29 protein-coding genes are annotated in these 23,762 nt (G+C 55.9%); 8 read left to right on the forward strand and 21 right to left on the reverse strand.

Features of this window, described 5'->3' with window-relative positions:
- Position 1: 1 nt before the first annotated feature.
- Genes J1W56_RS16420 through J1W56_RS16430 form a run of 3 tightly spaced genes read right to left on the reverse strand, consistent with a single transcriptional unit; the run spans position 2 to position 2,333 of the window.
- Positions 2-544 carry a flavoprotein gene (locus J1W56_RS16420; RefSeq protein ID WP_223614345.1) on the reverse strand — a complete coding sequence of 181 codons (543 nt, stop codon included), beginning with the start codon at positions 542-544 and terminating at the stop codon, positions 2-4.
- Positions 541-1,176, reverse strand: a complete 636-nt coding sequence (locus J1W56_RS16425; protein WP_223614347.1) for an amino acid kinase family protein — start codon at positions 1,174-1,176, stop codon at positions 541-543. The genes J1W56_RS16420 and J1W56_RS16425 overlap by 4 nt, the downstream gene beginning before the upstream one ends.
- Positions 1,173-2,333, reverse strand: a complete 1,161-nt coding sequence (locus tag J1W56_RS16430) for a (5-formylfuran-3-yl)methyl phosphate synthase (protein ID WP_264319157.1) — start codon at positions 2,331-2,333, stop codon at positions 1,173-1,175. The genes J1W56_RS16425 and J1W56_RS16430 overlap by 4 nt, the downstream gene beginning before the upstream one ends.
- A gap of 169 nt (positions 2,334-2,502) precedes the next feature.
- Here J1W56_RS16430 and J1W56_RS16435 point away from each other — a divergent pair, with 169 nt between their 5' ends.
- The 6 genes from J1W56_RS16435 to J1W56_RS16460 are packed head-to-tail and all read left to right on the forward strand — an operon-like array spanning position 2,503 to position 7,604.
- Positions 2,503-3,735 carry an ABC transporter substrate-binding protein gene (locus J1W56_RS16435; RefSeq protein WP_404928309.1) on the forward strand — a complete coding sequence of 411 codons (1,233 nt, stop codon included), beginning with the start codon at positions 2,503-2,505 and terminating at the stop codon, positions 3,733-3,735.
- A gap of 36 nt (positions 3,736-3,771) precedes the next feature.
- Positions 3,772-4,734 (forward strand): YVTN family beta-propeller repeat protein, encoded by a 963-nt coding sequence (locus J1W56_RS16440; RefSeq protein ID WP_223614350.1) that lies wholly within the window; start codon positions 3,772-3,774, stop codon positions 4,732-4,734.
- Between the two features lie 30 nt (positions 4,735-4,764).
- On the forward strand, positions 4,765-5,259 hold the full coding sequence (locus J1W56_RS16445; protein ID WP_223614352.1) for a cupredoxin domain-containing protein: 495 nt from the start codon (positions 4,765-4,767) through the stop codon (positions 5,257-5,259).
- 55 nt (positions 5,260-5,314) lie between these two features.
- Positions 5,315-6,121: an ATP-binding cassette domain-containing protein gene (locus J1W56_RS16450; RefSeq protein WP_223614353.1), complete on the forward strand. Its 807-nt coding sequence runs from the start codon at positions 5,315-5,317 to the stop codon at positions 6,119-6,121.
- Positions 6,122-6,177: 56 nt separating this feature from the next.
- Positions 6,178-6,981, forward strand: a complete 804-nt coding sequence (locus J1W56_RS16455) for an ABC transporter permease (RefSeq protein ID WP_223614585.1) — start codon at positions 6,178-6,180, stop codon at positions 6,979-6,981.
- Entirely contained in the window at positions 6,978-7,604 is a 627-nt protein-coding gene (locus J1W56_RS16460; protein ID WP_223614354.1) for a hypothetical protein, read from the forward strand. The genes J1W56_RS16455 and J1W56_RS16460 overlap by 4 nt, the downstream gene beginning before the upstream one ends.
- Before the next feature lie 3 nt (positions 7,605-7,607).
- Here J1W56_RS16460 and pqqE read toward each other — a convergent pair whose 3' ends face one another.
- The 9 genes from pqqE to xoxF5 form a co-directional block, all read right to left on the reverse strand.
- The gene (gene pqqE, locus J1W56_RS16465) at positions 7,608-8,732 is read right to left on the reverse strand and encodes a pyrroloquinoline quinone biosynthesis protein PqqE (RefSeq protein WP_223614355.1); all 1,125 of its coding nucleotides are present in this window, start codon (positions 8,730-8,732) and stop codon (positions 7,608-7,610) included.
- Positions 8,726-9,028 (reverse strand): pyrroloquinoline quinone biosynthesis peptide chaperone PqqD, encoded by a 303-nt coding sequence (gene pqqD, locus J1W56_RS16470; protein ID WP_223614356.1) that lies wholly within the window; start codon positions 9,026-9,028, stop codon positions 8,726-8,728. The genes pqqE and pqqD overlap by 7 nt, the downstream gene beginning before the upstream one ends.
- Entirely contained in the window at positions 9,025-9,780 is a 756-nt protein-coding gene (pqqC, locus tag J1W56_RS16475) for a pyrroloquinoline-quinone synthase PqqC (RefSeq protein ID WP_223614358.1), read from the reverse strand. Before pqqC ends, pqqD begins: the two co-directional genes overlap by 4 nt.
- A complete protein-coding gene (gene pqqB, locus J1W56_RS16480; protein WP_223614359.1) occupies positions 9,777-10,715 on the reverse strand; it encodes a pyrroloquinoline quinone biosynthesis protein PqqB in 939 nt (312 codons plus the stop codon). Before pqqB ends, pqqC begins: the two co-directional genes overlap by 4 nt.
- A 69-nt stretch (positions 10,716-10,784) precedes the next feature.
- A complete protein-coding gene (locus J1W56_RS16485; protein ID WP_223614361.1) occupies positions 10,785-10,880 on the reverse strand; it encodes a pyrroloquinoline quinone precursor peptide PqqA in 96 nt (31 codons plus the stop codon).
- 77 nt (positions 10,881-10,957) lie between these two features.
- Entirely contained in the window at positions 10,958-11,467 is a 510-nt protein-coding gene (locus tag J1W56_RS16490) for a PQQ-dependent catabolism-associated CXXCW motif protein (RefSeq protein ID WP_223614362.1), read from the reverse strand.
- 49 nt (positions 11,468-11,516) lie between these two features.
- A complete protein-coding gene (locus J1W56_RS16495) occupies positions 11,517-12,377 on the reverse strand; it encodes a substrate-binding domain-containing protein (protein ID WP_404928235.1) in 861 nt (286 codons plus the stop codon).
- A gap of 1 nt (position 12,378) precedes the next feature.
- Complete coding sequence (locus tag J1W56_RS16500) at positions 12,379-12,903, reverse strand: c-type cytochrome, methanol metabolism-related (RefSeq protein WP_223614364.1); 525 nt, start codon at positions 12,901-12,903, stop codon at positions 12,379-12,381.
- Positions 12,904-13,049: 146 nt separating this feature from the next.
- The gene (gene xoxF5, locus J1W56_RS16505) at positions 13,050-14,855 is read right to left on the reverse strand and encodes a lanthanide-dependent methanol dehydrogenase XoxF5 (RefSeq protein WP_223614586.1); all 1,806 of its coding nucleotides are present in this window, start codon (positions 14,853-14,855) and stop codon (positions 13,050-13,052) included.
- Positions 14,856-15,328: 473 nt separating this feature from the next.
- Between xoxF5 and J1W56_RS16510 the strand changes: the two genes are divergently transcribed.
- Positions 15,329-15,679, forward strand: coding sequence for a hypothetical protein (locus tag J1W56_RS16510; RefSeq protein ID WP_223614365.1), 351 nt, complete (start codon positions 15,329-15,331; stop codon positions 15,677-15,679).
- A 17-nt stretch (positions 15,680-15,696) separates the two neighbouring features.
- Here J1W56_RS16510 and J1W56_RS16515 read toward each other — a convergent pair whose 3' ends face one another.
- The 5 genes from J1W56_RS16515 to J1W56_RS16535 form a co-directional block, all read right to left on the reverse strand.
- The gene (locus J1W56_RS16515) at positions 15,697-16,611 is read right to left on the reverse strand and encodes a quinoprotein dehydrogenase-associated SoxYZ-like carrier (protein WP_223614366.1); all 915 of its coding nucleotides are present in this window, start codon (positions 16,609-16,611) and stop codon (positions 15,697-15,699) included.
- 33 nt (positions 16,612-16,644) lie between these two features.
- Positions 16,645-17,604: a quinoprotein relay system zinc metallohydrolase 2 gene (locus J1W56_RS16520; protein ID WP_223614367.1), complete on the reverse strand. Its 960-nt coding sequence runs from the start codon at positions 17,602-17,604 to the stop codon at positions 16,645-16,647.
- Positions 17,601-18,359: an ABC transporter ATP-binding protein gene (locus J1W56_RS16525; RefSeq protein ID WP_223614368.1), complete on the reverse strand. Its 759-nt coding sequence runs from the start codon at positions 18,357-18,359 to the stop codon at positions 17,601-17,603. The genes J1W56_RS16520 and J1W56_RS16525 overlap by 4 nt, the downstream gene beginning before the upstream one ends.
- Positions 18,319-19,053, reverse strand: coding sequence for an ABC transporter permease (locus tag J1W56_RS16530; protein ID WP_223614369.1), 735 nt, complete (start codon positions 19,051-19,053; stop codon positions 18,319-18,321). Before J1W56_RS16530 ends, J1W56_RS16525 begins: the two co-directional genes overlap by 41 nt.
- An 81-nt stretch (positions 19,054-19,134) precedes the next feature.
- A complete protein-coding gene (locus J1W56_RS16535) occupies positions 19,135-20,088 on the reverse strand; it encodes an ABC transporter substrate-binding protein (RefSeq protein WP_223614370.1) in 954 nt (317 codons plus the stop codon).
- Positions 20,089-20,723: 635 nt separating this feature from the next.
- On the opposite strand from J1W56_RS16535, the gene J1W56_RS16540 reads away from it, so the two are divergent.
- Positions 20,724-21,113 (forward strand): c-type cytochrome, encoded by a 390-nt coding sequence (locus tag J1W56_RS16540; RefSeq protein WP_105734829.1) that lies wholly within the window; start codon positions 20,724-20,726, stop codon positions 21,111-21,113.
- Between the two features lie 39 nt (positions 21,114-21,152).
- On the opposite strand, the gene J1W56_RS16545 is transcribed toward J1W56_RS16540, so the two are convergent.
- Genes J1W56_RS16545 through J1W56_RS16560 form a run of 4 tightly spaced genes read right to left on the reverse strand, consistent with a single transcriptional unit; the run spans position 21,153 to position 23,762 of the window.
- Positions 21,153-21,710 (reverse strand): thioredoxin family protein, encoded by a 558-nt coding sequence (locus tag J1W56_RS16545; protein ID WP_223614371.1) that lies wholly within the window; start codon positions 21,708-21,710, stop codon positions 21,153-21,155.
- A 15-nt stretch (positions 21,711-21,725) separates the two neighbouring features.
- Entirely contained in the window at positions 21,726-22,415 is a 690-nt protein-coding gene (rpe, locus tag J1W56_RS16550) for a ribulose-phosphate 3-epimerase (RefSeq protein WP_223614372.1), read from the reverse strand.
- Entirely contained in the window at positions 22,412-23,350 is a 939-nt protein-coding gene (gene cbbX / locus J1W56_RS16555) for a CbbX protein (RefSeq protein ID WP_223614373.1), read from the reverse strand. The genes rpe and cbbX overlap by 4 nt, the downstream gene beginning before the upstream one ends.
- Entirely contained in the window at positions 23,343-23,762 is a 420-nt protein-coding gene (locus J1W56_RS16560; RefSeq protein ID WP_223614374.1) for a ribulose bisphosphate carboxylase small subunit, read from the reverse strand. The genes cbbX and J1W56_RS16560 overlap by 8 nt, the downstream gene beginning before the upstream one ends.

A 23,762-nucleotide genomic window follows, 5' to 3' on the forward strand; every position in this document is an offset into this window, starting at 1 on the left:
ATCAAGCGACCTCTTTGGCACGGCGCGCGATGGCTGCCTTCAACTCTGCCAGAGACTCGACGACCTCGGTCCGCTCGTAGGTCTTGAGACGTGCTGTGTTTTCAAGATCGATCGGCCTGGGATAGACTTTGACCATGCCGCCGGGTGCCATCGTCTCAAGCTCAGGTGCCGTATCACAGGCAAAGACAATGGACGGCACCCGGCATTTGCCGGCTTGCGCATAAACATTGGTCGGAAGGGAATCCGAAATGCCGGCGACGCATTTGGCAACGGTATTCGACGTCGCCGGGGCAACAACCGCAGTATGATAAACCCCGTTGTAGAAGCCGCCAACCGGCACGGAACTTGCGGTCTTGTCATGCAAAACCCGTGTCGTCTCGGGAAAATCGAGCTTCACCTTATACATGCGCAGGACTTCATTGGCGGCCTTGGAGACGAACACGTCACAATGTTCGAGTGTTCTTATGAGCTCGAAACTCTCCACGAAGAAATGGCCGGAGCCGGTCAGCGCCCAAGCCCATCGCGGCGTATGCAGTCGTGTCATTGCTCACCCGTTGCTTCGAAATAACTATTGCGCATCATCACGCGTCCGGGAAAGCCTGCCAAGGGTAAATCCAATGCATCCAACATCGCCGGCCCGGCAATATGAAGGGTCATGCCGTCTCCAAGCATATCCCGAAGCATACTGTCGACGATGCCCGCAGCGGCAACATCTTCTACCGATGAATAGTAGTGGTGTTCATCGGTCTGCTTGATGAGCAGCACTGCGTCAGCTTGCAATTGTCCGGCGAGCCACGCGCTCAAACTATCCGAAGTGATATCCCATGACATGGGAATGTCCGGTGCTCCGGCTGTCATCACAGATGGCAGCCAGACGGGTATGAGCCCCGCTTCAAGTGCGTCAGCGATCTCCACGATGGACCGTGCCGTCTGGAGACGTTCATGATGCTCAGCGACAGCAATGCCAAACTGATCCATCGCCAGGATTGCCATCGCATGCGCTGCTGCGTCCGAATAGCCAAGACGCTTTTGCGAGACCCGCACCTGATCGGCAAAAGGGCCGCCTCCGGGAACAATCACCAGTGGAAACGTTGCGCTTGCCAGCACCTCGATCCAGCGCCGCATTTCCACATGGCCCGCCGTGCTTCCTCCAAGCTTCACGACAAGCAGCCTCATGAGGACTTCCGTCCCCCATGCACCTGCGCAAACCGCAGCTTGGCCGAATTTTTCACATCGCGCGTACGCTCGATCTCGACACCGACACCGCCGGGTCCAATTTCGAGTTTTTCCGCGCGGACAAAGACCCGCATCACCCGTGGATTTCTAAGCACCAGTGCGGCCACCTGTTCCGCCAATGTCTCGGCAAGCTCGACGTGGCCCTCGGCAACGATGGCACGAATTCCGTCCATGATGAGATCGTAGGAAACCACGTGCCGCATATCCTCGGGATTGCGCGTGACCCGCAAAACCTCGGCCGTCACGTCGAACCGTACCTTCTGTGATTTCCCATGCTCGAAACGATAGGCACCGATATGCACAGGCAAAACAAAATCACGAACGAAAATCTTGTCCGTGCCTAGTCCCGCCTCTTCCGGTTCAGGAAAATACCCCCGCGCAGCAAGCAGTTTGTAATCGACGCTGGCAGGCATTCCCTGCTCGAGCACTTCGGGAATCAGACCACGTATCTTCACCGTTGCCAGCGCATCAATGGATGCCCTTCGGTCAAGATCAGCGCAGAGCGCCCCACGAAACCCCATAAAATCCGGATCGTAGGTTAACAGCCGCGAGATATCCGGTGCTTCGAGCGATCCCGCGACGCCGACCATCAATCCGTTCGACTGGCCATTCCTGATGAATTTGCCGATCTGGTCTGGAGACAGATGATTGAGCAAGCGGCCCTTGGATTTGTCGGCGGTGTCGATCATCACGCCATGAAATCCGCCAACTGCCAAGATTTCAAACAAGTTTTGACTGTAATCGCTCCAATTGTCGGCAAAGACGACGGCAATCAATTTATTGTGTAAGGCGAGAGGCTGCAGCGCCGTTACGCAAGCCTCAAACTGCCCGGACGGAAACAAACCTATCTTGATATAGTCCAGACCTGCTGCTGCGAACTCTTTCACCGTCCGCCAGATCGTTTCCGGATGCATGGGAAGATCGCCGCACGCTGCACTGGTGGGCCGCCTGCCTGATATAAAGTCCTTCACTTCCAAGACCTTGCTCAGGTCAACCGCGCCAAGTGCGCCGTTGGCCGGATCTTTCATATCGATGATATCCGCACCGCTTTGAAAGACAATTTCAGCTTCCTGACGGTTCTGCACACTGGCCAACATCTTCGTCATTGGCTTGCCCCCGCATGAAACCGAGAAACTTTGCCTCGCATGCAAGAAAAGCTGACTCGAAGGGTTGAGATTGTGGTGGGGTTGTTTAAAAACACTATGGGCACCTCTGTTCTTAACCCACCGCCATTACTTGAATGGCGGCAGTATGAATGGTTTGGTCATGAAGAGTACGGTGCCAATTACTCTCACGTTTTTATTCGGCTTTTTTTTGCTGTTCGTCAACGTGTCTGAGTTATCGGCGCAGCAGCCGGCAGCAAATCAATCAGCAAAGCCGAGTGTGGACGCACGCATTGGCTATCTTCGCGCCTACGAACCGCAATTGGCCCTTTCGGTTCTGGATATACCGCCGCGCGACGAAGGTGTTGCCGGTGCGAATGTCGCGATTAGCGACAACAACACGACAGGCAAATTTCTCGGCCAGCAATTCACGCTCGATGTCACGGAAACAAAATTCAACGCCGATGTGGTTCCGGCTTTCAAGGAGATGGTTGCGCGCGGCGATCGCTTCATCCTTGCGGATGTTTCCGCCAAGCAATTGTTGTCCATAGCGGATATCGCAAAGGACGCCGGCGTGCTGCTTTTCAACATTGGCGCGACCGATGACATTTTACGCGAGGAGGAGTGCCGCCCAAATGTCTTCCACACTGCACCGACACGCAGCATGCTTGCAGACGGGCTGGCGCAATATCTTGTCTGGAAGCAATGGCGCAAATGGGTGCTGCTTTATGGCTCGCACGAGAATGACAAGCTCTATGCTGACGCCGTCCGGCGTGCCGCGAGCCGCTTCGGTGCAACAATCGTTGAGGAACGCCTGTACGAAGACCGGGGTACGGCACGAAGAACCGACAGTGGCGTCGTCCTTGTCCAGCAACAGATGCCGGTTTTCACACAAAACCTGCCCGAGCATGACGTCGTCATTGTTGCCGATGAAAGCGAAGTCTTCGGCAGCTATGTTCCTTACAGGACATGGACGCCGCGGCCGGTGGTGGGAACCGCTGGTCTCGTGGCCTCGAGCTGGCATCCGGCAAGCGAACAATGGGGCGGCGTTCAGATCCAGAGCCGTTTCGCCAAGATGACCGGACGGCGCATGTTGTCGAAAGACATGCAGGCATGGACGGCTGCGCGCATTCTGGGGGAAGCGATAACACGGACGAAAAGCGCCGAGACCAAACAGGTCGAGGATTACATCAAATCCGATGAATTCTCCATTGCGGCTTTCAAAGGCCAGAAGCTCACATTCCGCAATTGGAACTGGCAATTGCGGCAGCCGATCCTGATCGGTGACGGACACGGCGTCGTTTCGACGTCACCGCAAGCGGGCTTCCTGCACCAGTTCTCGGAGCTGGATACGCTGGGTGTCGACAGGCCGGAAACCAAGTGCAGGCTCAAATAAACGATAAACCTATGGGAGGACTGGATGCGACATCACATGTGCCTACTTGCTGCGGCCGCAGCGCTGCCGTTTCTTGCGCAACCCGGCTGGGCGAATATGGTTTATGTTTCCAATGAGAAGGGCAATTCGATTACCGTCGTCGATTCCACATCAATGGAAGTGGTGAAGACCATCGACGTCGGGCAGCGCCCGCGCGGCATCACGATCTCGCCGGACGGGAAAATAGTCTATGTCTGTGCCAGTGACGACGACACCGTGCAAATGATTGATACGAGCACAGGCAAGATTGTAGGCACTTTGCCTTCCGGTCCGGATCCCGAACTCTTCATCCTGTCCCCCGATGGCAAGACGCTTTATGTGGCCAATGAGAACGATAATCTCGTCACGGTCATCAATGTAGAAACACGGGCGGTTGTTGCGGAAATTCCCGTTGGCGTGGAGCCGGAAGGCATGGGTGTGAGCCCCGATGGCAAGACCATCGTCAATACGTCGGAAACGACCAACATGGCGCATTTCATCGATACTTCCACGCACCAGATCACCGATAACGTGCTTGTCGATTCACGCCCGCGTTACGCGCAATTCAAGCCAGACGGTTCGGAAGTGTGGGTATCGGCAGAGATTGGCGGCACGGTCTCTGTCATTGATAACAAGACACGTGCGGTAAAGCACAAGATTACCTTCGACATTCAGGGATTGCGCTCAGAACAAATCCAGCCGGTCGGTATACGTATCAGCGCAGACGGCAAGAAAGCCTACGTGGCGCTTGGCCCCGCCAACCGGGTTGCCGTCATCAATGCCGAGACTTACGAGGTGGAAAAATATGTCCTGGTGGGGCAGCGGGTCTGGCAGCTTGCTTTCATGCCGGACGGCAAAACCATCATCAGCACCAACGGCCTGTCCAACGATATCACATTCATCGACACCGCAACGGATGAGCCGATCAAATCGGTCACCGTAGGCCAATTGCCGTGGGGTGTTGCGGTTGCGCCGAACTAGACAAAATCATCGACCAAAGGGAGGAACCATATGTCGACTTTCAGAAGATTTGCACTGGCCGGATTTCTTGGGATAGCGCTTGCCCCGTCCTTTGCCTTGGCTCAGGCAGATGACGACGACGACAAAGCAGCACCCGAACCAAAGGCTGCAACCGAAGCCAAGACACCTGCGGTCACCCGCTCCAGCAAGAACCTGCCGGAACTCATCCTTGGCTCCAAAGACAGCGAATTCACGGTGAACCAAAAGGATTTTGAGCTGGTTGCCGGACAGGGCTATCGCTGGAAGATTACGTCGGCCGCAGGCCTCGAGTATAAATTCGTCACCGACCTCTTCCGCAATGTCTGGATGAATCAAATCGTCATCAATAACCTCGAAGTGCATATGAACGGCGCGCCCGCCTGGCTTGAATTCGACTCCCCGGGTACAATGAGTGTTCAATTCACGACAGTGCGTCCAGGCAAATACACCTGGTCGGTGCCTGATCTTGCTGACAAAGGAATGAAGGGGACAATAACCATCAAATAAGCGCTAACATCGGCAAGCGCGGCAACTGCAGTGGGTAACCAAGGGGTGGAGCTTGATGGGTCCGGACGTTGAGTTGAAGACTATTCATGACAAGCCGGCTACGGATGCGAGCGTACCGGCGCTGGAACTTGCCTCGGTAAGTTATTCCTATGGCAGGCGACAGGCGCTGGACAATATCTCATTCTCAATTGCGCCCGGTCGTTTTGCCGTGCTCCTCGGCTTGAACGGCGCGGGCAAGACAACGTTGTTTTCCCTGATCAGCCATCTGTTTGCCACCCGCAATGGCCGCATCCACGTCTTCGGCAACGACATCGATCGCAGATCCGGCGAAGCGTTGCGGCGTCTTGGAATCGTCTTTCAGGCCCGCACACTCGATCTCGACCTGACGATCCACCAGAATCTGGCCTATCACGCTTCTCTGCACGGGATCGGGTCACGCGAAACCGATCGGCGCATTCATGAGCTGATGCAATCAATCGACATGAGCGACCGGTTGCATGAAAAAGCCCGCAATCTTTCCGGCGGCCAGATCAGACGAGTCGAAATCATTCGCGCCTTGTTGCATCAGCCGTCCCTGTTGCTGCTGGATGAGGCAACCGTTGGACTTGATATCAAATCGCGGGCGACGATCCTTGCCGATATTCGCAGGCTGGTAGCGGAAAAGGGTATCAGCGTTTTGTGGGCAACCCATCTGATCGATGAGGTCAGCCACGCCGATCAGATCATTGTTCTCAATCAGGGTAAGCTGGTCGCCAATGGCACAATGCACGATGTCATCAAGGATACTGGCGCGGACACCATGAACGAGGCGTTCTCACGCCTCACCGGTATCATCTCTTTGAACGCCGGAGGTCGTCTATGACCGATATTCCCGGCAACCTTTCCATCAGGAGCATTGGACACAACCGCTTTGGCCCCATGCAATATCTGGTGTGCCTCAAAGGTATTCTCGTGCGGGAAGGACTTCGCTATCTGCATCAGCGCGAGCGCTTCATTTCATCACTTGTCCGGCCCCTGCTCTGGCTGTTCATTTTTGCAGCCGGCTTCCGTCAGGTTCTCGGCGTCTCAATCATCCCGCCATATCAAACCTACGTACTTTATGAGGTCTATATCACGCCAGGCCTATGCGGGATGATCCTGCTGTTCAGCGGGATGCAGTCCTCGCTGTCCATGGTCTATGACAGGGAGATGGGCAATATGCGCACCCTGCTGGTCAGCCCGTTTCCCCGCTGGTTTCTGCTCATGTCCAAGCTGCTCGCCGGTGTCGCCGTCTCGATTGTGCAAGTCTATGCGTTCCTGTTCATTGCCTGGTTCTGGGGCGTCAAGGCGCCGGCGTCCGGCTACATCTTGACGCTGCCGGCACTCTTCATCGCAGGTATGATGCTGGGTGCACTCGGCATGCTGCTCTCATCCATGATCAAACAGTTGGAAAACTTTGCGGGGATCATGAACTTCGTGATCTTTCCAATGTATTTCGCCTCCTCCGCACTTTATCCACTCTGGCGCGTGCAGGAGGCCAGTCCCTTGCTTTACAAGATATGCCTGCTCAATCCCTTTACCTATGCCGTCGAGCTGGTGCGGTTCGCCTTCTACGGGAAGATCGAATGGATATCTCTTGCCGTCGTCTGCGGATTCACTCTCGTGTTCATTGCCGGCGCCATCATCGCCTATGATCCCTCGAGGGGCCTCGTCATCAAGAAACAAGAGGGAGGAAACAATTGAGACAGTGTCGCATTATCGCAACCAGTCTTCTCATCTGCACCGCTTCGGCCGGAGGGTCTTTTGGCGCGGCGCAGAATGATCCGACCTGGCCCTGCGTGCAACGCAAGGTGCCCGAATTGTCTGTTGGTCAGGTTTGGAATGGTCCGGATATTCCCGACTCCGCAAAGGGCTGGGACAACGATGCTGCAATCCATGCTCTGGTCGATGATTTGGCGGCGCGCCGCAATCCGCTCGATACAGCCCGGACAAGAATCGTCGAATTTGCCAACGGCCTGCCGAGGGACCAGGTGAATGACAAGATGTTGCTGCTGTTCCAGGGTCTGTTCGACACACTGAACCGCGAGCGAATTCAGGTCATCTCCGGCATTTCACGCTATGCCGGCAAACAGCGCGAAATAGCGGATGATCTGCGCAAGGAAGCGGCCAGGGTCGATGCCATGCGCGGCAAACCTGATACAGACCCGGATGATCTGGACCGGGCCAATGAGCGATTGACCTGGGAAACACGGATATTCCAAGAACGCGTGCAGTCCTTAACCTATGTTTGTGAGGTGCCGACCATCATCGAACAGAGGCTTTATAGCCTGTCCAAGACCATCGGCCAATCCATGCTCAAGCAATAGCCTTCAGGCAATGGGCCCAGCCGTCTTGCCAATACGGCGATAGATGAAGCCATCCGGCGTCGCGTCCGGGGATTTTGCTGTCACGGCTTCATCGATCAGCGCGGCCATCCGCGCGTGCAACGGTGATTTGATGCAGGCCGGGTCAGTCGCGGCGGCATCCCCCGCGATCGCCATGGCCTGACAGCGGCAGCCGCCCCAATCTATTTCCTGCCGTTCGCAGCTGCGGCACGGCTCCTGCATCCAGTCTGTCCCGCGAAACGCATTGAACGTCGGGGATTCATGCCAGATGCGACTGAGGCTCCACGCGCCGAAGCGTTCGAAATGCAGTGATTTGATCGATGCGGCCGCGTGGCACGGCAATACGGTTCCATCCGGTGCAACCATGAAGGCATCCCGCGCCCATCCCCCCATGCATGGCTTGGGATACACGGCGAAATAATCGGGTGTGACGAAGTCAATCGTCATGATACCGCGAAGCCGTTCCTGTGCTTCCTCGACGATCTGCACCTGCCGCTCGACAGCTTCCCGCTCGGGCATCAGCACCTTGCGATTGACGAGTGCCCAGCCCGCATATTGCACATTGGCAATCTCCAGCCGTTCCGCGCCAAGCTCAAGCGCCAGATCGATGAAATCCGGCACCTCTTCCATATTATGGCGGTGTATTGGGGCATTGATGGTCAGTGGAAGACCGGCCGCACGAACGCGACGGGCCGTTTCGAGCTTCTTTTCGTGCGCGCCGCGAGCGTTGCCTATCTTCTCGGTCGTTGCAGCAAAAGCACCCTGAAAACTCAGCTGGATATGATCGAGCCCGGCATCAGCGAGGGCTTCGATACGCCCCTCGGCAATCCCGACCCCGGCCGTGATCAGATTGGTGTAAACACCGCGTTTGGCCAGACCGGCGACGAGTTCGGCAAGATCAGTGCGCAGCGTCGGTTCGCCGCCGGATAGATGCACCTGGAGAACCCCGAGATCCGCTGCCTGTTCGAACAGGGCAAGCCAGCCGGCCGTATCCATCTCGCGGTTTGCTTTGAGCAATTCAACCGGGTTGGAGCAGTAGGCACACTGCAAGGGACAACGGTGGGTCAGCTCCGCCAGCATGCCAATCGGCGGCAGCACAGGGCTCAGCATAACGACACCAGGAACTTGTCGGACCATTCCTGCAGGAAGGCGCTGATATCAGGCGCGATTTCTTCCTGCTCCGCGGTGTACTGATCGGCAAGAAGCGCAATCATCTGTGCCACATTGTGGCGGCCATCGCACAGCTGCAAAATGTCGAGGCTGACTTCATTCGGCCAAAATATTTTCTCCGGCGACAACAGCGCCCAAGCTTCGCGCACACCATCATATTGCAGCCGCACATGACGCCTCAAAGCAGGCCGTGACTGCATCGACACGATAGCACGGGAGCGGACTGCTGCAGTCATGCTGCCTCCGGAACAAAGGCACCGGGCGGTATATTGCCCTTCTCACCATAAGCATGCGCCAACGCGTCCAGCATCGCCCAGAGGACATCACATTTGAAGACAAGCGCATTGATCACCGACTGCTGCTTCTCGGCATTGTCGGCATGTTTCATTACATAGGCGAGTGCAAAATCGGAATCGCGCGAGGCAAGCGCCGGACGCTTTTCGAAATAGGCGAGAATATCCGCGGTGATATAGTCATATTTCGCCAGCATCGCCGGAACGCGCTCGCCGATGATGATGGGCGAGAACAGTTCCGTCAGCGACGACGCGACGGATTCGAGCATTGTCCGGTTCGTGCAGTAGGACAGATAGGCACCGACGGCAAAGCGTGTGCCCGGCAACACGAATTTCTCGCTTTTGACCATATCGGCATCAAGTCCGAGACCCGTTGCGAGCTTCAACCAGCGGGCAATACCGCCGCTCCAGCCGTCACCGCCATCATGGTCTTCTATCCGTTTGCGCCATTCGGCGCGGAACGCGGGATCGTCCGACCGCATGATGATGGCAGCATCCTTGCGCGGAATGACCGATTGGTAGGAATAACGGTTGAGAGCCCAGGCCTGCATCTGACCCTTGCTCAGAGCGCCGCTGGTCATCTGGTGATGGAATGGGTGTCGGTTGTGATAGCGCGCTGCACCCACGTCACGCAGAACGTTTTCAAGCTGGGCCGGAGATAATCCACCACGTGCCGCATCGCCAAATTCGCTCAAAGCCTGACCTCCATGCCATCGAATGCTATTTTCCAGCCTGCATCGACGGTCGCGGCGTGCGCGGCCGATGCGGTGTCAAGGACGGGATTGGTGTTGTTGATGTGAACGTAAATCCGGTTGCTGATGCCAAGTTCTGCCAGCGCAGCCAATGACCCGTTTTCACCTGAAATGGAGACATGCCCCATCCGTGCGCCGGTCTTTGAACCGACGCCCGCCGCAACCATTTCGTCGTCGGTGTACAGAGTGCCGTCAAAGAGCAGACAATCGGCCCGCTGCAGTCTCGACTTGAGTGCCGCATCGATGCGCGCACAACCCGGGACATAGAATGCTGCCCGTTCGCCATCGCTCGAGGAAATGCGAAGGCCGATCGTATCGCCCTCCTGCGTACCAAAACCTTCACCTGCCTTGCTGTTATCCTCAAGAAACAGCGCCACCTTGCCGGGGACGGGAAAAACTTCAACGGTAATTCCCGTCGGAGTTTTCGCGACATCAAGAATATCGGTTTTTCCGCCGATCTTCAGCTCACGCCGGTCAACAAGCGCTCGATCAAGCACGTTGAAGATGGAATTGGCCTCAAGCACATCGAGCACACGGCGCGTCGCATAAATCACGAACGGCTCGCGCTCACGCAAGCTGAGCAGTCCGGCAATGTGATCGACATCGGCATTGGTCAGGACCACCGCGCGTATCGGCGTCGAACGCAAGCGTCCGTTCTCCTGTGGCTGAAGTTCCGGTGTCGCCGCGATCTGCTGGCGAATATCAGGCGACGCATTGAAGAGAACCCAGTCCGTTCCATTCGAGCTGACGGCAAGACTGGATTGCGTGCGGGAACGCACGCTTTCATCGCCGTTCCATGCGCGGCGGCTCAATTGATAATTGCAATTCCATTGGGGAAACCCGCCGCCAGCCGCCGAGCCGATTATTTTCAATCGCATTGCGCGCAATACCCCAACAGGCCGGAATCCGCCCCGCGTGATTGGCTCACGCAGGGCGAAGACTGGAGATTACTTCTTCGTCTTCAGTTCAGCAGGCATGTAACGCGTCAGTTCCATACCAGCAGCAACCTGACACATGGTCGGCTTTGTCCAAATTTTCTTCATGCTAGCCTCCTTCTATCCAAAGATCACCGCAGTGATCTTTCTCCGCCACCATACGCCATCATGGCGCAGGATCTAAATTAATAGGGTTCATTTTTTTGTGTGGCTTGCCCCGCCGCGATCCAGCCGTCCGTGCCGAGCGGATACCAGAAGACCGAACGATATCCCCATTCGACTGCTCTTTTGGCGGCATTCCACGACATCCAGCAATTCTCCATACAATAGAACAACACCCTTCGATTCTTCCCATGCCCGAGACGCGATTCCAGTCCCTTGCGGAAATAGGCTTCCGTCTCCTTGTTCAAAATTCCGTACCCTGTGTTTGCGAGCCAGACGCTCCCGGGGATGTCCTCCCGCACCTTGTCTCGCCATATGGTTCCGGCCGGAAGATTTGCCGGTTTAGGATCATGCGGGAGCACGTCAATAAAAACGGTTTCCTTGTCTTTCCACAGAGCGATGGCCTCATCCGTCGTTACCACTTTCGCTCCCTTCAGCGTCGTAGGAACGGGAGCCCGGTACAGCTCTGTCCGGTATCCCTCCGGTTCAGGCGCATTTCCTTCCGCACCAGCCTGATTGACACCCGTGTTCATCAAAAGGACTGCAACGACAAAGCAGATCGGCGCCGCGTCGCCCAACGGGCTATTGCGTGATCGGCTTGTCATTTTCGTCTATCAGCGGCACATGGTATTCGCCCAGAATCCGATTGATCTCAGGCTGGTTCTCCTTGATGACCTTGTTCAATGTCCGCTTCCATTCCTGATCGGACGGACGCACACCCATGGTGATCCGGTAAGCCATGTGCCCGGACTTTTCCTTTGCCAGCGAGACAACCGCCAGATCCGGATTGATCTCATGCGCATAATAGCCCGCCATTGGACCCCAAAGGACTGCCACATCTATGGTGCCCTTCATTAGGTCCTTGATCATCACGTCAGCCATGGACGGTGCGAGGCGTGTGTCCACCATCAAGGGATAGGGAACAACGCTGCGCATGTAACCGGCCTTGGCAAGATTGGCAGCCGGCGGCGTTCCCGCAACAACACCGATCTTCTTGCCTTCCAACGTCTTGTCCTCGATCGACACCACGTCGTCGAGCCCGGCTCCCTTCCTGTAGACCATGACATAGGTAGAGCGATAATAGGCGTTGGTGTTCTGCACGAGATCATCGCCTTGGGCATATCCCATGATGATATCGCAATGGTTGGACCGCAGTGTATTGCGAACGAAGCCGGTCGCCATAGGATACCAGGTGTAGGCCACCGATTTCCGTCCGGTTTTGGCCGCGACCAGTTCCGCCAGCTTGTTTTCAAACCCTTTGCCGCTTTGATCGGAAAACGGCATATTCGACGGGTCTGCGCATACACGCAGTATATCCGGATCGACAAGCTCACCGGCAGCTCCCAGGCCGGCGCTCTGCGCCAAGGCAGCCGACGGCACAGCGAGCATCGCTGCAATCAAGGCTGCGATCCGGTATTGGCGGGATTTCGCGCGCTGCATCATCTCATCCACCCATGCATGAATCTTCCGCCTGTTTGGCGGTCGCCGACTTGTCTTCATGCCTTGCAGGACGCCCTCGCGGAAGGTCCCCGACAGCACGGGCGCGCAGATAGACGTAGAGATCGTCCATGTAGCAATAAACGTTCTTGTTGTCGCCGAAGGCCGGCATCACCTTGTCGTTGCCGTTCGACAGATTCTTACGGCCTCCCGCCACTGTCGACAGGAAATCGGCGTAGGACATTGTCTTGAGCGAATCGGCGAGAACCGGCGCAAACGACGACCCCGCACCGTCTGCTCCATGACAGACATTGCATTCCGAATTGAACCGCCGGTAACCACTGTATGTATGCCAATCAACAGTTCCATCCGGTTGTATCTTGAATGTCGGATTTCCGTCCTTGTCGGCGTATTTGCCATTGTCGTCGGAAACAACCGCAGCTGCGGCCTTGTCATCGGCACGGCTGCTGCCTTGCCCTATCAGGAGAGCAAGAGTGGCAGTGACGGCCAGAAGGATTGTTCGAATCGGCATTCGGTAACCTCGCATTCGCGCGTCGGGCAACACCTGTTGGCGCCAGCTCAACGGTTATGATTGATCATCAGGTATCGGTCAGGTGACACGAGGGGCCCGGCCTGATTGAAACCGGGCGCCCTGTTCAAGTGACTGCTCGCCCCGGTTTATTCGGGGACGGCGAAAACGGTCAGCTGACCGCCCAAAGCCGTATAGTCGGAGAGACCGGCATAACCGCCGACTGCGCCCAGACCATCCGTACCTTTTGTCAGACCGGCAGCAAGACCAATGCCTGCCCAGCCACCAACACCGGACAGAACGGCAACATATTGTTTGCCCTTGTGTTCGTAGGTGGTGACGTTGCCGATAATGCCGGAAGGAGTCTTGAACTTGTACAGTTCCTTGCCGTTCTTATCGACTGCCTTCAGATAACCTTCAAGCGTACCGTAGAACACCACATCGCCATCGGTTGCCAGCGCACCGGACCAGACCGAGAACTGCTCGGGTTTGGACCAGACGATTTCACCCTTTGCCGCATCCCAGGCAATGAAGTTGCCCATGCCGCCATGGCTGTTCGGAGCGGGATACATGGAAAGCGTTGCGCCGATGTAAGGTTGACCGGCGGTATAGCTGACCTTGTAGGGCTCGTAATCCATGCAGACATGGTTTGTCGGTACATAGAAGAGTTTCGTCTTTGGTGAATAGCTGGCAGGCTGCTGATCCTTGGTACCAAGTGCAGCAGGGCAAATACCCGTCGTGTTGACGTCTTCACCCTGTTTTGCCGTCGAATATTTGTCAACGACGACAGGACGTCCATAGTCCTTGCTGTTCTTGTCCATCACGACTTCTGTTGCCCAGTTCACAGCCGGATCGTATTTCTTGGCTACCAGAAGTTCGCCGGTTGCACGGTCCAGAGTGTAGGCAAAGCCGTTGCGATCAAAATGCACCAGCACATTGCGATCCTTGCCGTCTATTTTGATATCATCTGCAAGGATCATCTCATTGACGCCGTCATAATCCCACTCGTCATGCGGGGTCATCTGGTACAGCCACTTCGCCATACCGGTGTCGGCATCACGGGCCATGATTGTCATGGACCACTTGTTGTCGCCGGGACGCTGGCTGGGATTCCATGTGGATGGGTTACCCGTGCCATAATAGATGAGGTTCAATTTGGGATCATAAGAATACCAACCCCACGTTGTTCCACCACCGATCTTCCACTGATCGCCTTCCCACGTCTTGGTGCTGGAATCTGCGCCAACCGGCTTACCGAGTTGGGTCGTCTTTTCCGGATCGATCAATGTGTCCTTGTCCGGACCAATTGACCACGCCCGCCAGGCCTGCTTGCCATCTTTGATATTATAGGCAGTCAAAGCACCGCGAACCCCGAACTCACCACCGGAAATACCGACGATGACTTTGTCCTTGACGACCATCGGAGCAGATGTACCGGATTCGCCTTTACTGCCATCGGCAGCTTCACCATTCTTCACAGACCATTCGGGCTTGCCGGTTTTTGCATCGAGAGCTACGAGGGTTGTATCGGCTTGGTACAGGAAAATCTTGCCATCGCCATAAGCTACGCCGCGATTAACGGTATCGCAGCACATGATTGGAATAACATTGGGGTCCTGTTTGGGTTCATATTTCCACAGGATCTTGCCGTCATTGTTCAGGTCAAGCGCATAGACTGTATTCGGATAGGGCGCATGGACATACATGACATCCCCTATGATGAGCGGGCCACCTTCGTGACCACGCAGCACGCCTGTCGAAAACGTCCAGGCGACCTGAAGGTTCTTGACGTTGTCCTTGTTGATCTTATTGAGTTTTGAATATCGGGTGTTGGCATAATCGCCGGTCTGGATCGCCCAGTCCTTCGAATTGGAAATCAGGGCTTGCAGATCGTCATTGGCTAAAGCTCCTCCCGCCAATGAAAACGACAGAGTAAAGGTGGCCAACGCTCGCATTAAATTCTTGTGTACACGCATTATGAGTCCTCCCTAAGTTCACATTTATGAACCATCGGGCGGAGCCGTTTATCACAGCGGTCCGCTCCATTAGCTCACGCAAATGGGGAAGTATTTCCGGCAGCGTGTCACGACCTAAGCCAGGCGCGCAGAGGGCACCGTTACTGCCCACCCCGCTTGGCCTACGAAGACTGTCACCACTCCCTTGACGGTAACGTCCTTGAAGCCGGAAACAAGGTGACGATAGGAGAAAGATTTGCATTAGGCAAGCATGTTTATCAATTTATATTTTCTGCGCTGCAATATATATATCTTGCACCGCAACATATATCGCATTTTCCTATTTTATTCTACAATCTATATGATCATCATGATTTGATACTTTAATACTGGACAATTCTTGCCAATCAATATTATTATTTTCTATCCATTTGAAAAATGCGGCACCTCACCAGCGCGAAGGCAACGGCCCGATGTCAGTATCAAAAGCCCTGCAATTATGCCTGTTAGCAACCGCAGCAATTGCATATTCTTCGCCGGCAAAATCAGCCGCGGATTATCCCACGCCAGCCCTTGCCGAGTACGTTTACGGCTGCATGAAGGCTAACGGAGAGAACCGAGATTCGCTGCAACGCTGTTCCTGTTCGATCGATGTCATTGCCTCTGTCATCTCCTACGATCACTATGTTGCCGCTGAAACATACAAATCAATGGGAATGGTTCCCGGCGAAAACGGCGCACTCTTTCGCGAAAGCGCTCCGGCGAAAGCTTCCATCACTGAACTGAAACGCGCGCAGGCCGAAGCGGACATACGCTGCTTCTGAATCCTCAGTTCACTTCATCACAAACTTGATGATTCAAGCGGCCATTCATCCTTGAATTGCTTGCCTTCGGTGTCGGCCGCTTCAACTTTGATATCCTCTCCCGGCTTTGCATCAAATTCGAAGCGGAAGTTCGGATCTTCCGAAATCGAAATTCCGCCTTCCATCGACATGATCAGCCGATTGCCTTGTGACACCGTCAATCCCTGAATGAAGTGCGCGGGAATATAATACCGGGTTACCTGGTCCATCTGCAGCCCGGAATTGTTGGGATGGCGGATCATGAGCTGCATTTCCGTTGCACGGGTCATTGGCTCCATACCGGAAGCTTTCGACGAAAACACGCGCAGTTTCATTTTGCCCAGATTGGCGAGAGCTTCGTCGGTGTTCTTCATGGCCGGCGCCGAGCATCCTCCCGATGCCTTGACAAACGTCTCCGTCATATGAAGTTTGCCGTCCTCGGTTTCCGCGATGGCTCTTACATAGGAATAGGCATTCACACGCAATCGCGTTGCCAGATGGGTCACTCCGGCGTCGGGACCGAACTTGAACACAGCAGCAACCGGCGATGGATTTTCATCCACGATCAAGGTCACAGTCTTGATGCGGCCAGTCCCGGCATCGGTTTTGAAATGCAGGTCAACCGGCACAATCGCAGCATCTTCGGCGCGCTTCGGCGCATCGATGCTCACAATGCCGTTTGCCGGTTCGATGGGCTTCTGTCCAAAGACATCGCCCTTCAAACCGTTCCAGGTCGTGCTTTCGGGAGGCCCTGCATTTTGAGCCCATACGGGAAATGAAATAACCGCACCAACCAACACAAAAAGCGCAGTGGCAACCATCCGGCTACGCGGCTGTACTATCGTAAACATCGTATTCTGCCTCCACCAAGGATAATTTGGCGGTGCCCGGCTGTTACCACCTATACCACCCATCCAAGCGGTCTGGCAAATGCCAACACCGCCCAATCATTCCCACTCGAGTTCAGCGAAAGCCGCGGTGGCATTGCGCTGATTGTATTCGTCAAAGAGCTTCCAGTTTGCACGTTCGCGTTGCGCCGCTGACTTGACGGCATCCGACATCGGCACACCATCGGCAATGGCTTTGCGCATATCGCTCGCAAGCACATCGAAGTAACGGCGCTCCGCATCCAGTGCCTGCGGCCATGGTGATGGTATGGGTCCATGCCCGGGGACTGCAGATTTCGCCTTGATCCCGTTCAGGATGTCCAGTTGCGCGATCCATCCAAGCAGCGATCCATCCATCGTTGGCAGATGGCCGATAAAGCAGAGATCGCCGGTAAAAAAAGTATCGGTTTTGTGGTCAAAAACGGAAAGATCATTGTCCGTATGCGCTGGTTTCCATGCCTTCAAGGTGAGTTTGCGATTGCCAAGATCGAGCTCGTCCTCATCGGTTATGAGCTTGGTTGGTGGAACGATCCTGATGTCCGCCATCAGATCATCGCCCATCGCATCCCTGTAACTCTGTAGATAATAAGCCCCGCGGCTTTCCAAAGCGCGCGGCAAATTGCGGTGACCGACGATGATTGCGCTGGTAGACTCGAACGCTGCGTTGCCGAAGAGGTGATCCGGATGCATATGGGTGTTGATCAGATAGCGGATCGGCCTGTCGGTTCTGGCGCGAATCGCCCCGATCAAAGCCTTGCCTTCAACTACGCTGCCGCCACTGTCGATAACAGCGACCGCCTCGTCACCGATGATGAAACCGACATTGCAGATCTCGCCATCATTCTGATTGTTCATCATTGCAGGGATGCCGGCAAAGGCAAACACCCCGTCGGCAATCTGTTTCACCGGCAATGGATCACCTGGCCGTGATTGAGCCAGCGCCAGACGCACATGCGACATGCCGCAACAGGCAAGGACCAGGCCCGTTTTGAGGACACCGCGCCGGGTCGTGCCGCTCATGGACCGACACCTCTATCCGAGAATTTTGCGTGGAACGAACGCAAGAGATCCGCCCTGACCTGTGCATTGCGGCTATGTCGCGGCACCCTGATGTCGAAGGTTCCGACGACATGGGCAGGACGATCCGAGAAAACGATGATCCGGTCCGATAGCATGATTGCCTCCTGCACATTGTGGGTCACCATGAGCGCCGTCGTCGGACGTTCGGACCAGACCGACAGAAGCAGGTGACGCAGCTGATCTGCCGTTGCTTCATCCAGTGAAACAAAGGGTTCATCCAGCAGCAGAATGTCTGGTTCGATTGCCAATGCCCGCGCGATTGCCACGCGCCGCGCAAGGCCGAGAGACAACTCACCGGGATAGAACGTCCGCATTGCGGCCAGACCCAAGATACGGAACAGCGCATCGAGATTCGCGCCCCTTGCCCGTTTCGGCAATGCAAGGCGCACGTTTTGCTCCACTGAACACCACGGCAACAATATCGGTTCTTGAAACACTGCCCCGACGCGTGGTTCGGCCAGCCCCGGCAACTGAACGGAGCCGCCATAGCTCCCTTCGAGCCCGAGCAATATGCGCAGTGTTGTCGTCTTGCCGCATCCGGAAGGACCAAGGATGCAGGCAAATTCGTTCTGCTCGACTTCGAAGTGCAGATCGCGCAGGACATCGATCACTTCGCCATTGGATGAACGAAACGATTTTTCCTGGATATCGACCTTAAGCCGGGCGGCGACGCCAACGCGTTGATGTGTGTTCAAGGGGCTGTACCAATACAAGTTCGATGAAAAGCATCACGGCAACGAACGCCAGAGTGTAGGCGAGAATTGCAGCAACATCGAAGAGTTGAAAAAACAGGTTGATCTGGAAGCCGATACCGTTCGACCGGCCCATGAGTTCGACAACAAGCACAATCTTCCAGATCAGCGAAACGCCGGAACGCGACGTTGCAGCGATGTAGGGTTGCAGCTGCGGTAACAGGATATGTCGCAAACGGTCGAGTGCGCCGAACTGGTACACCCGCGCCATCTCCGCATAACGCCCATCGAGCGCCCGGGTCCCTTCGCGCATTGTCACGACCACATTGGGGATTTTGTTCAGGGCAACCGCACCAATCGCTGCGGCCTCGTTCAGGCCAAACCAGATATAAGCCAGGACGATGATGACGAGCGCCGGGATGTTCAGGAAGAGAATGAGCCAGGGATTGAAGAACTGGTCGGCTCGCCGATGGGTGCCCAAGAAAACGCCGATCACGGATCCGATGATCATGGCAAGGAGGAACGAGGCCGCCACGCGCCATAGCGTGATTGCCAAATGATAGGGTAAATCGCCGCTCGCGGTCTCGCTTGTGAACTTTTGCAGGACGAGCAGCGGTGCCGGAAACGATCGGCTTGGCCAAAATGTGGCCCCGATATGCCAGAGGATCAAGAGTGCCGCAAAGGACAGCAAAACCATGACGGATGAGGTCCAGCGCCGTGACCGCGGCAACGGCGCTACCTCACGTGCTCCTCGCCGTTCGGTGGAGACCACAGGCATCTATTGGGCCCTCCAGAACGTGCCGGGAGCCAGCGTGACCGCCGGACCGACCAGCCGCGAGCCACCGAGTTCCGCGAGAAGCGCATAGAGCTTTTCTGCGTCGGCCTGTTCGGCGTCGACGGATCGGGAAGGAATGCCTTCGCGATAACGATCCCGCAAGACATCGAGTTCGCGCCCTTCTGCCTTCACCACCGGCGCGAGTCGCTGCCACTCCGCATCGGAGCTGCCAAGAAGCGCCTTGGCGTCTCGGCTGGCCTTGATGAATCCCGCAATGGCCGCGGGATGGGCGTTTGCCCATTTGTCGTGGAATATATAGCCAAGAGCCGATGCGGTGCCGGTGGCGCCGAGCGCCTTGGCGGCTTCGCTCGTACTGATCACCCTGCGAAAGCCGTTCGCCTCCAGCCGCGCACATAAATTCCAGAAGTTCAGAACGGCATCGAGCTCATTCTGTTGCGCTTTCTCAGCGAGCAACGGCGGTGCGCCAAAGACAATGTCGTTTTGCGCCGCCAGATCGAGCGACTGGCGTTTGGCAAGCCCCTGAATGAGCAGCCAGCTCTTGTCGAGAGGCCCGCCTGCAATGCCGATTTTCTTGCCTTTGAGATCCGTGAGACTTTTGATCGGCGAGCCATCGCGCACCATGAGTGCGCCGACAGAACTGGAATAGGGCACAAAAGCCAGGTCTTCGCCCGAGGCGCGTTGACGCGATACCCAAAGCCAATCGCTGACGATTATATCAACATCCCCGGCCAACATCGCGACATTGGTCGCCTCCTCACCGGCGAAGAACCGGACATCGACATGCACGCCATATTTCTCATCAAGCTTGTTGTGCTTGATCGTGTCGAGTTCCCAATTCACCGTGCCGAATTTGAGAACACCGACGCGAACCGTTTCCGATGCCAGACCACTCGCCGTGCCGCTGCACACAATCGACAATGTGAAAAGCAACGCCATGAAAAATCGATATTGATATTTGCCAGTCACAACACCTCCCAGACAGATCGCTGCCGGATTATCCGGTCATAAAGTCAACTCGTTGGTTGGATAGGCGCACTTCCAGCGCGCAACACGCAGTTTCGGATGTTCTCCAGCCCACTTTGCAATTTCGGCCGGAGCAAGGAACATGCAATTGAGGAGGTTACCCTTGTTCTCAAAATGCAGACGTTCCTCCCGGCAACTTGACGGGTTGGATATGAGACAGACTGTCAGGATAAGATCGATAACGTCCATTCAGCACCTTCAATCCGCTACCCCTTCCCCCCAATACCTCGAATACACAAGGTGGATTGACTGGATCAGAAGCCATTCGACGGATTTCTCAAGGTGCCCGATGAGAAATATCGTTGCATCCAAATTACGGTTCCCGCCCGCTGCCGTCAATCATGCGTTCAGCGGAAAACGCAATCGTGATGCTGCGGCGTTATTTCCGCAGCCCGGCGATTGACTTATGCAATGTCGCGGGTAACGTTTTGGAACGCTATGATCAGTCGTTCTTCAACAAAAAGATCAAGCTAAAATGGTGGTGCCAATGCATGGAAATTGGTGCCAGTCTTCGTCTAGGGCACCCTTGGCGAAAATGAGGAAATGCCATGCGATACCCTGTACTACTGATTGGTATGTCAGTTGTCGTTCTGTCAGTTGCCGGTGCCCGCGCTCAAGATGCGGGTGATGCAACAGCAGGCGCAACGGTTTTCAAGAAATGTATGGCCTGCCACGTGGCAGACACCGACAAGAACAAGGTCGGGCCGTCTCTGTTCGGACTGTTTGGGAGAACAGCCGGTACACATCCGGGATTCGGCTATTCTCCTGCGATGAAGGCAGCCGGTGCGGGCGGTCTTGTGTGGGACATTGCCAGCTTGCGCGACTATTTGCATGATCCAAAGGCCAAGGTTCCAGGCACCAAGATGGCCTTTCCCGGCCTGAAGGATGAGACGGAAATTACCAACCTCGAGGCCTATCTCAAACAATACTCGAAGTAACAGATTGCCGCCGGTCGGATCGCCGGCGGCATCACTCTGTCAGGGCGAATCGCGCCATTTGATGGAGCAGCCCACCGAGGCAATCTGTTCGCGTGGTCCAGCGCCCGATCGCGCAATCTGGCGCATTGCCTCGAACAAATCCCGGCGCAGGTCCGCGATAGCTTCCCGTTTGCGCGAGCCGTCCAGCCGCCCGCGGTATTGCAATTCACCCCTTGCATTGAACCCGAAGAAATCCGGCGTGCAGACGGCACCATAGGCATGTGCAACCGCTTGGTCTGCATCGTGCAAATAGGGAAAGGGAAACGCATTCTCTCGGGAGAACCGCTGCATGTTTTCATAGGAATCGGCGGGGTAAGCTGCTGCATCATTGGCATTGATGGCAACGAAGCCAATATCGAGCGCTGCGAGATCATGCGCGTCACGCACGATGCGCCCGATGACGGCCTTCACATAGGGACAGTGGTTGCAAATGAACGCGATGACAAGTCCTTGCCGTCCGGCCTGAGCCAGGAGGGAGTACCGTTCTCCGTCGGTCCCGATCAAGCTTGCATCGACAGCTTGCCAGCCGAAATCACAAAGGGGTGGGACTGCCGCCATCGTGGTTCCCTTCTCTCAGGCAGCCTTCTGGCGCCTGGCGCCATCGGCAGCACGGCGGATGGCAGCAATATTGGCGGCGTAAGCAGCCTTGCTGCCTCCCTTGAAAATCGCCGATCCGGCAACAAGAACATCAGCGCCAGCAGCGGCCACCAGAGGCGCCGTCTCCGGCGTGACACCGCCATCGATTTCTATATGAATCGGACGATCGCCGATCAGTGCTTTCAAACGCCGTGTCTTTTCAACAACCGAAGGGATGAATGCCTGTCCACCGAACCCTGGATTGACCGTCATCAACAATACAAGGTCGAGGCGGTCAAGCACATATTCTATTGCCGTTTCCGGCGTAGACGGATTGAGGGACACGCCTGCTTTCCTGCCGAGATTGCGAATGGTCTGCAGCGAGCGGTCCAGATGCGGTCCCGCTTCCGCATGAACGGTGATGAAGTCGCACCCGGCATCGGCAAAGGCCGCGAGATAGGCGTCTGCCGGTGCGATCATGAGATGGCAATCGAACACCGCTGCGGTCCGGCCGCGGATCGATTTTATGACTTGAGGACCGAAGGTGATGTTGGGAACGAAATGCCCATCCATCACATCAAGGTGCACCCAGTCCGCTCCGGCCTCGATGATATCCTCCACCTCTTCACCCAGCCTGGAAAAATCCGCGGACAGAACGGACGGCGCGATGAGCGTCTTGCGGTTCATGGCGTTTGCCCCTCCACAGGCGGCATTGAAAAGACACGGCTATTGCCGATATCGGCTGCAGTGATTGTCGACAAGACGTCAGCATCCAGCGGCCCCTTGGATGTCTCGAACAGGCGGTTGGCCTGCCGCAGACGGGCCCGATCGAGTGCGTTGCGGATGGAACGGGCATTGGCAAAATGCGGCTGTTGCCGGCGGCGCTCAATATAGTCAGCCATGATCGCACGGCCTTCCGCGTCGAAGCCATAATTCTGCTTCGACAACATCGTTTCCGCAATGCGAAGCAATTCGTCGGAGCTGTAATCCGGAAAATCGATATGATGAGCGATACGCGAGCGAAAACCTGGATTGCTCTCGAAGAACGTGTCCATGCGATCCGTATAGCCGGCCAGTATAACCACAAGATCTTCGCGCTGATTTTCCATCACCTGAAGCAGAATCTCGATGGCTTCCTGACCATAATCGCGCTCGTTCTCCTGCCGGTGCAGATAATAGGCTTCGTCGATGAACAGCACGCCGCCCAACGCCTTCTTCAATATCTCCTTGGTCTTCGGCGCGGTATGGCCGATATACTGCCCCACCAGATCATCGCGCGTCACCGAAACGAGATGACCTTTGCGGATATAGCCAAGCCGGTGCAGGAGATCGGCCATACGGAGCGCCACCGTGGTCTTGCCGGTGCCCGGATTACCACTGAAACTCATGTGCAGCGTCGGCGTCTCGTGGGCAAGACCCATCCGCCGACGCGCCCGTTCCACCAGCAGCAGGGCAGCAGTCTCCTTGATCCGCAGTTTTACCGGCTTCAGGCCGATCAAATCGCGGTCGAGTTCGTCGAGCACGTCTTTCACGCCGGATTCAACATATTCGGCGCGCAGATCAATCGCGGCTGGAATGTCCTCGCTGGCACGCGCGAGCTCCTCGATCCCGATGTCAGCCATAACGTTGCCCTGCCGGCTTGTCCGTTGCGTAGGATCTCGTCGTATAACGGACGACACGGCCTTCGCCTTCCTGACGTGCGAGATGGAAGCCGGGCTCTTCCTGCGGACGATTGACGAGGAAGGACAACTTCACCGACTCCCAGCCATGCGAATTATCGAACGCAACGAAGCGAATATAGCCATCGCCATAGACCTTGCGGCATTCCTTCAGTTCCATGATCAATGCGGCGGCATCCGGATTGTCGAACATCGGATGCCCCCACATCTCCCAATAGGTATTGCGCGGGTGCGGATCGTCGGTGAATTCGAGACTGACAGCCCAGCCTTTGTCGATGCAATACTGTGCTTGCCTGGCAATCTGCTCGTCCGTCAGGTCGGGCAGGAACGAGAATGCTCCTTGGGTAATACGCAT

It is taken from the genome of Phyllobacterium calauticae (assembly GCF_019991125.1).
Taxonomy (GTDB): domain Bacteria; phylum Pseudomonadota; class Alphaproteobacteria; order Rhizobiales; family Rhizobiaceae; genus Phyllobacterium; species Phyllobacterium calauticae.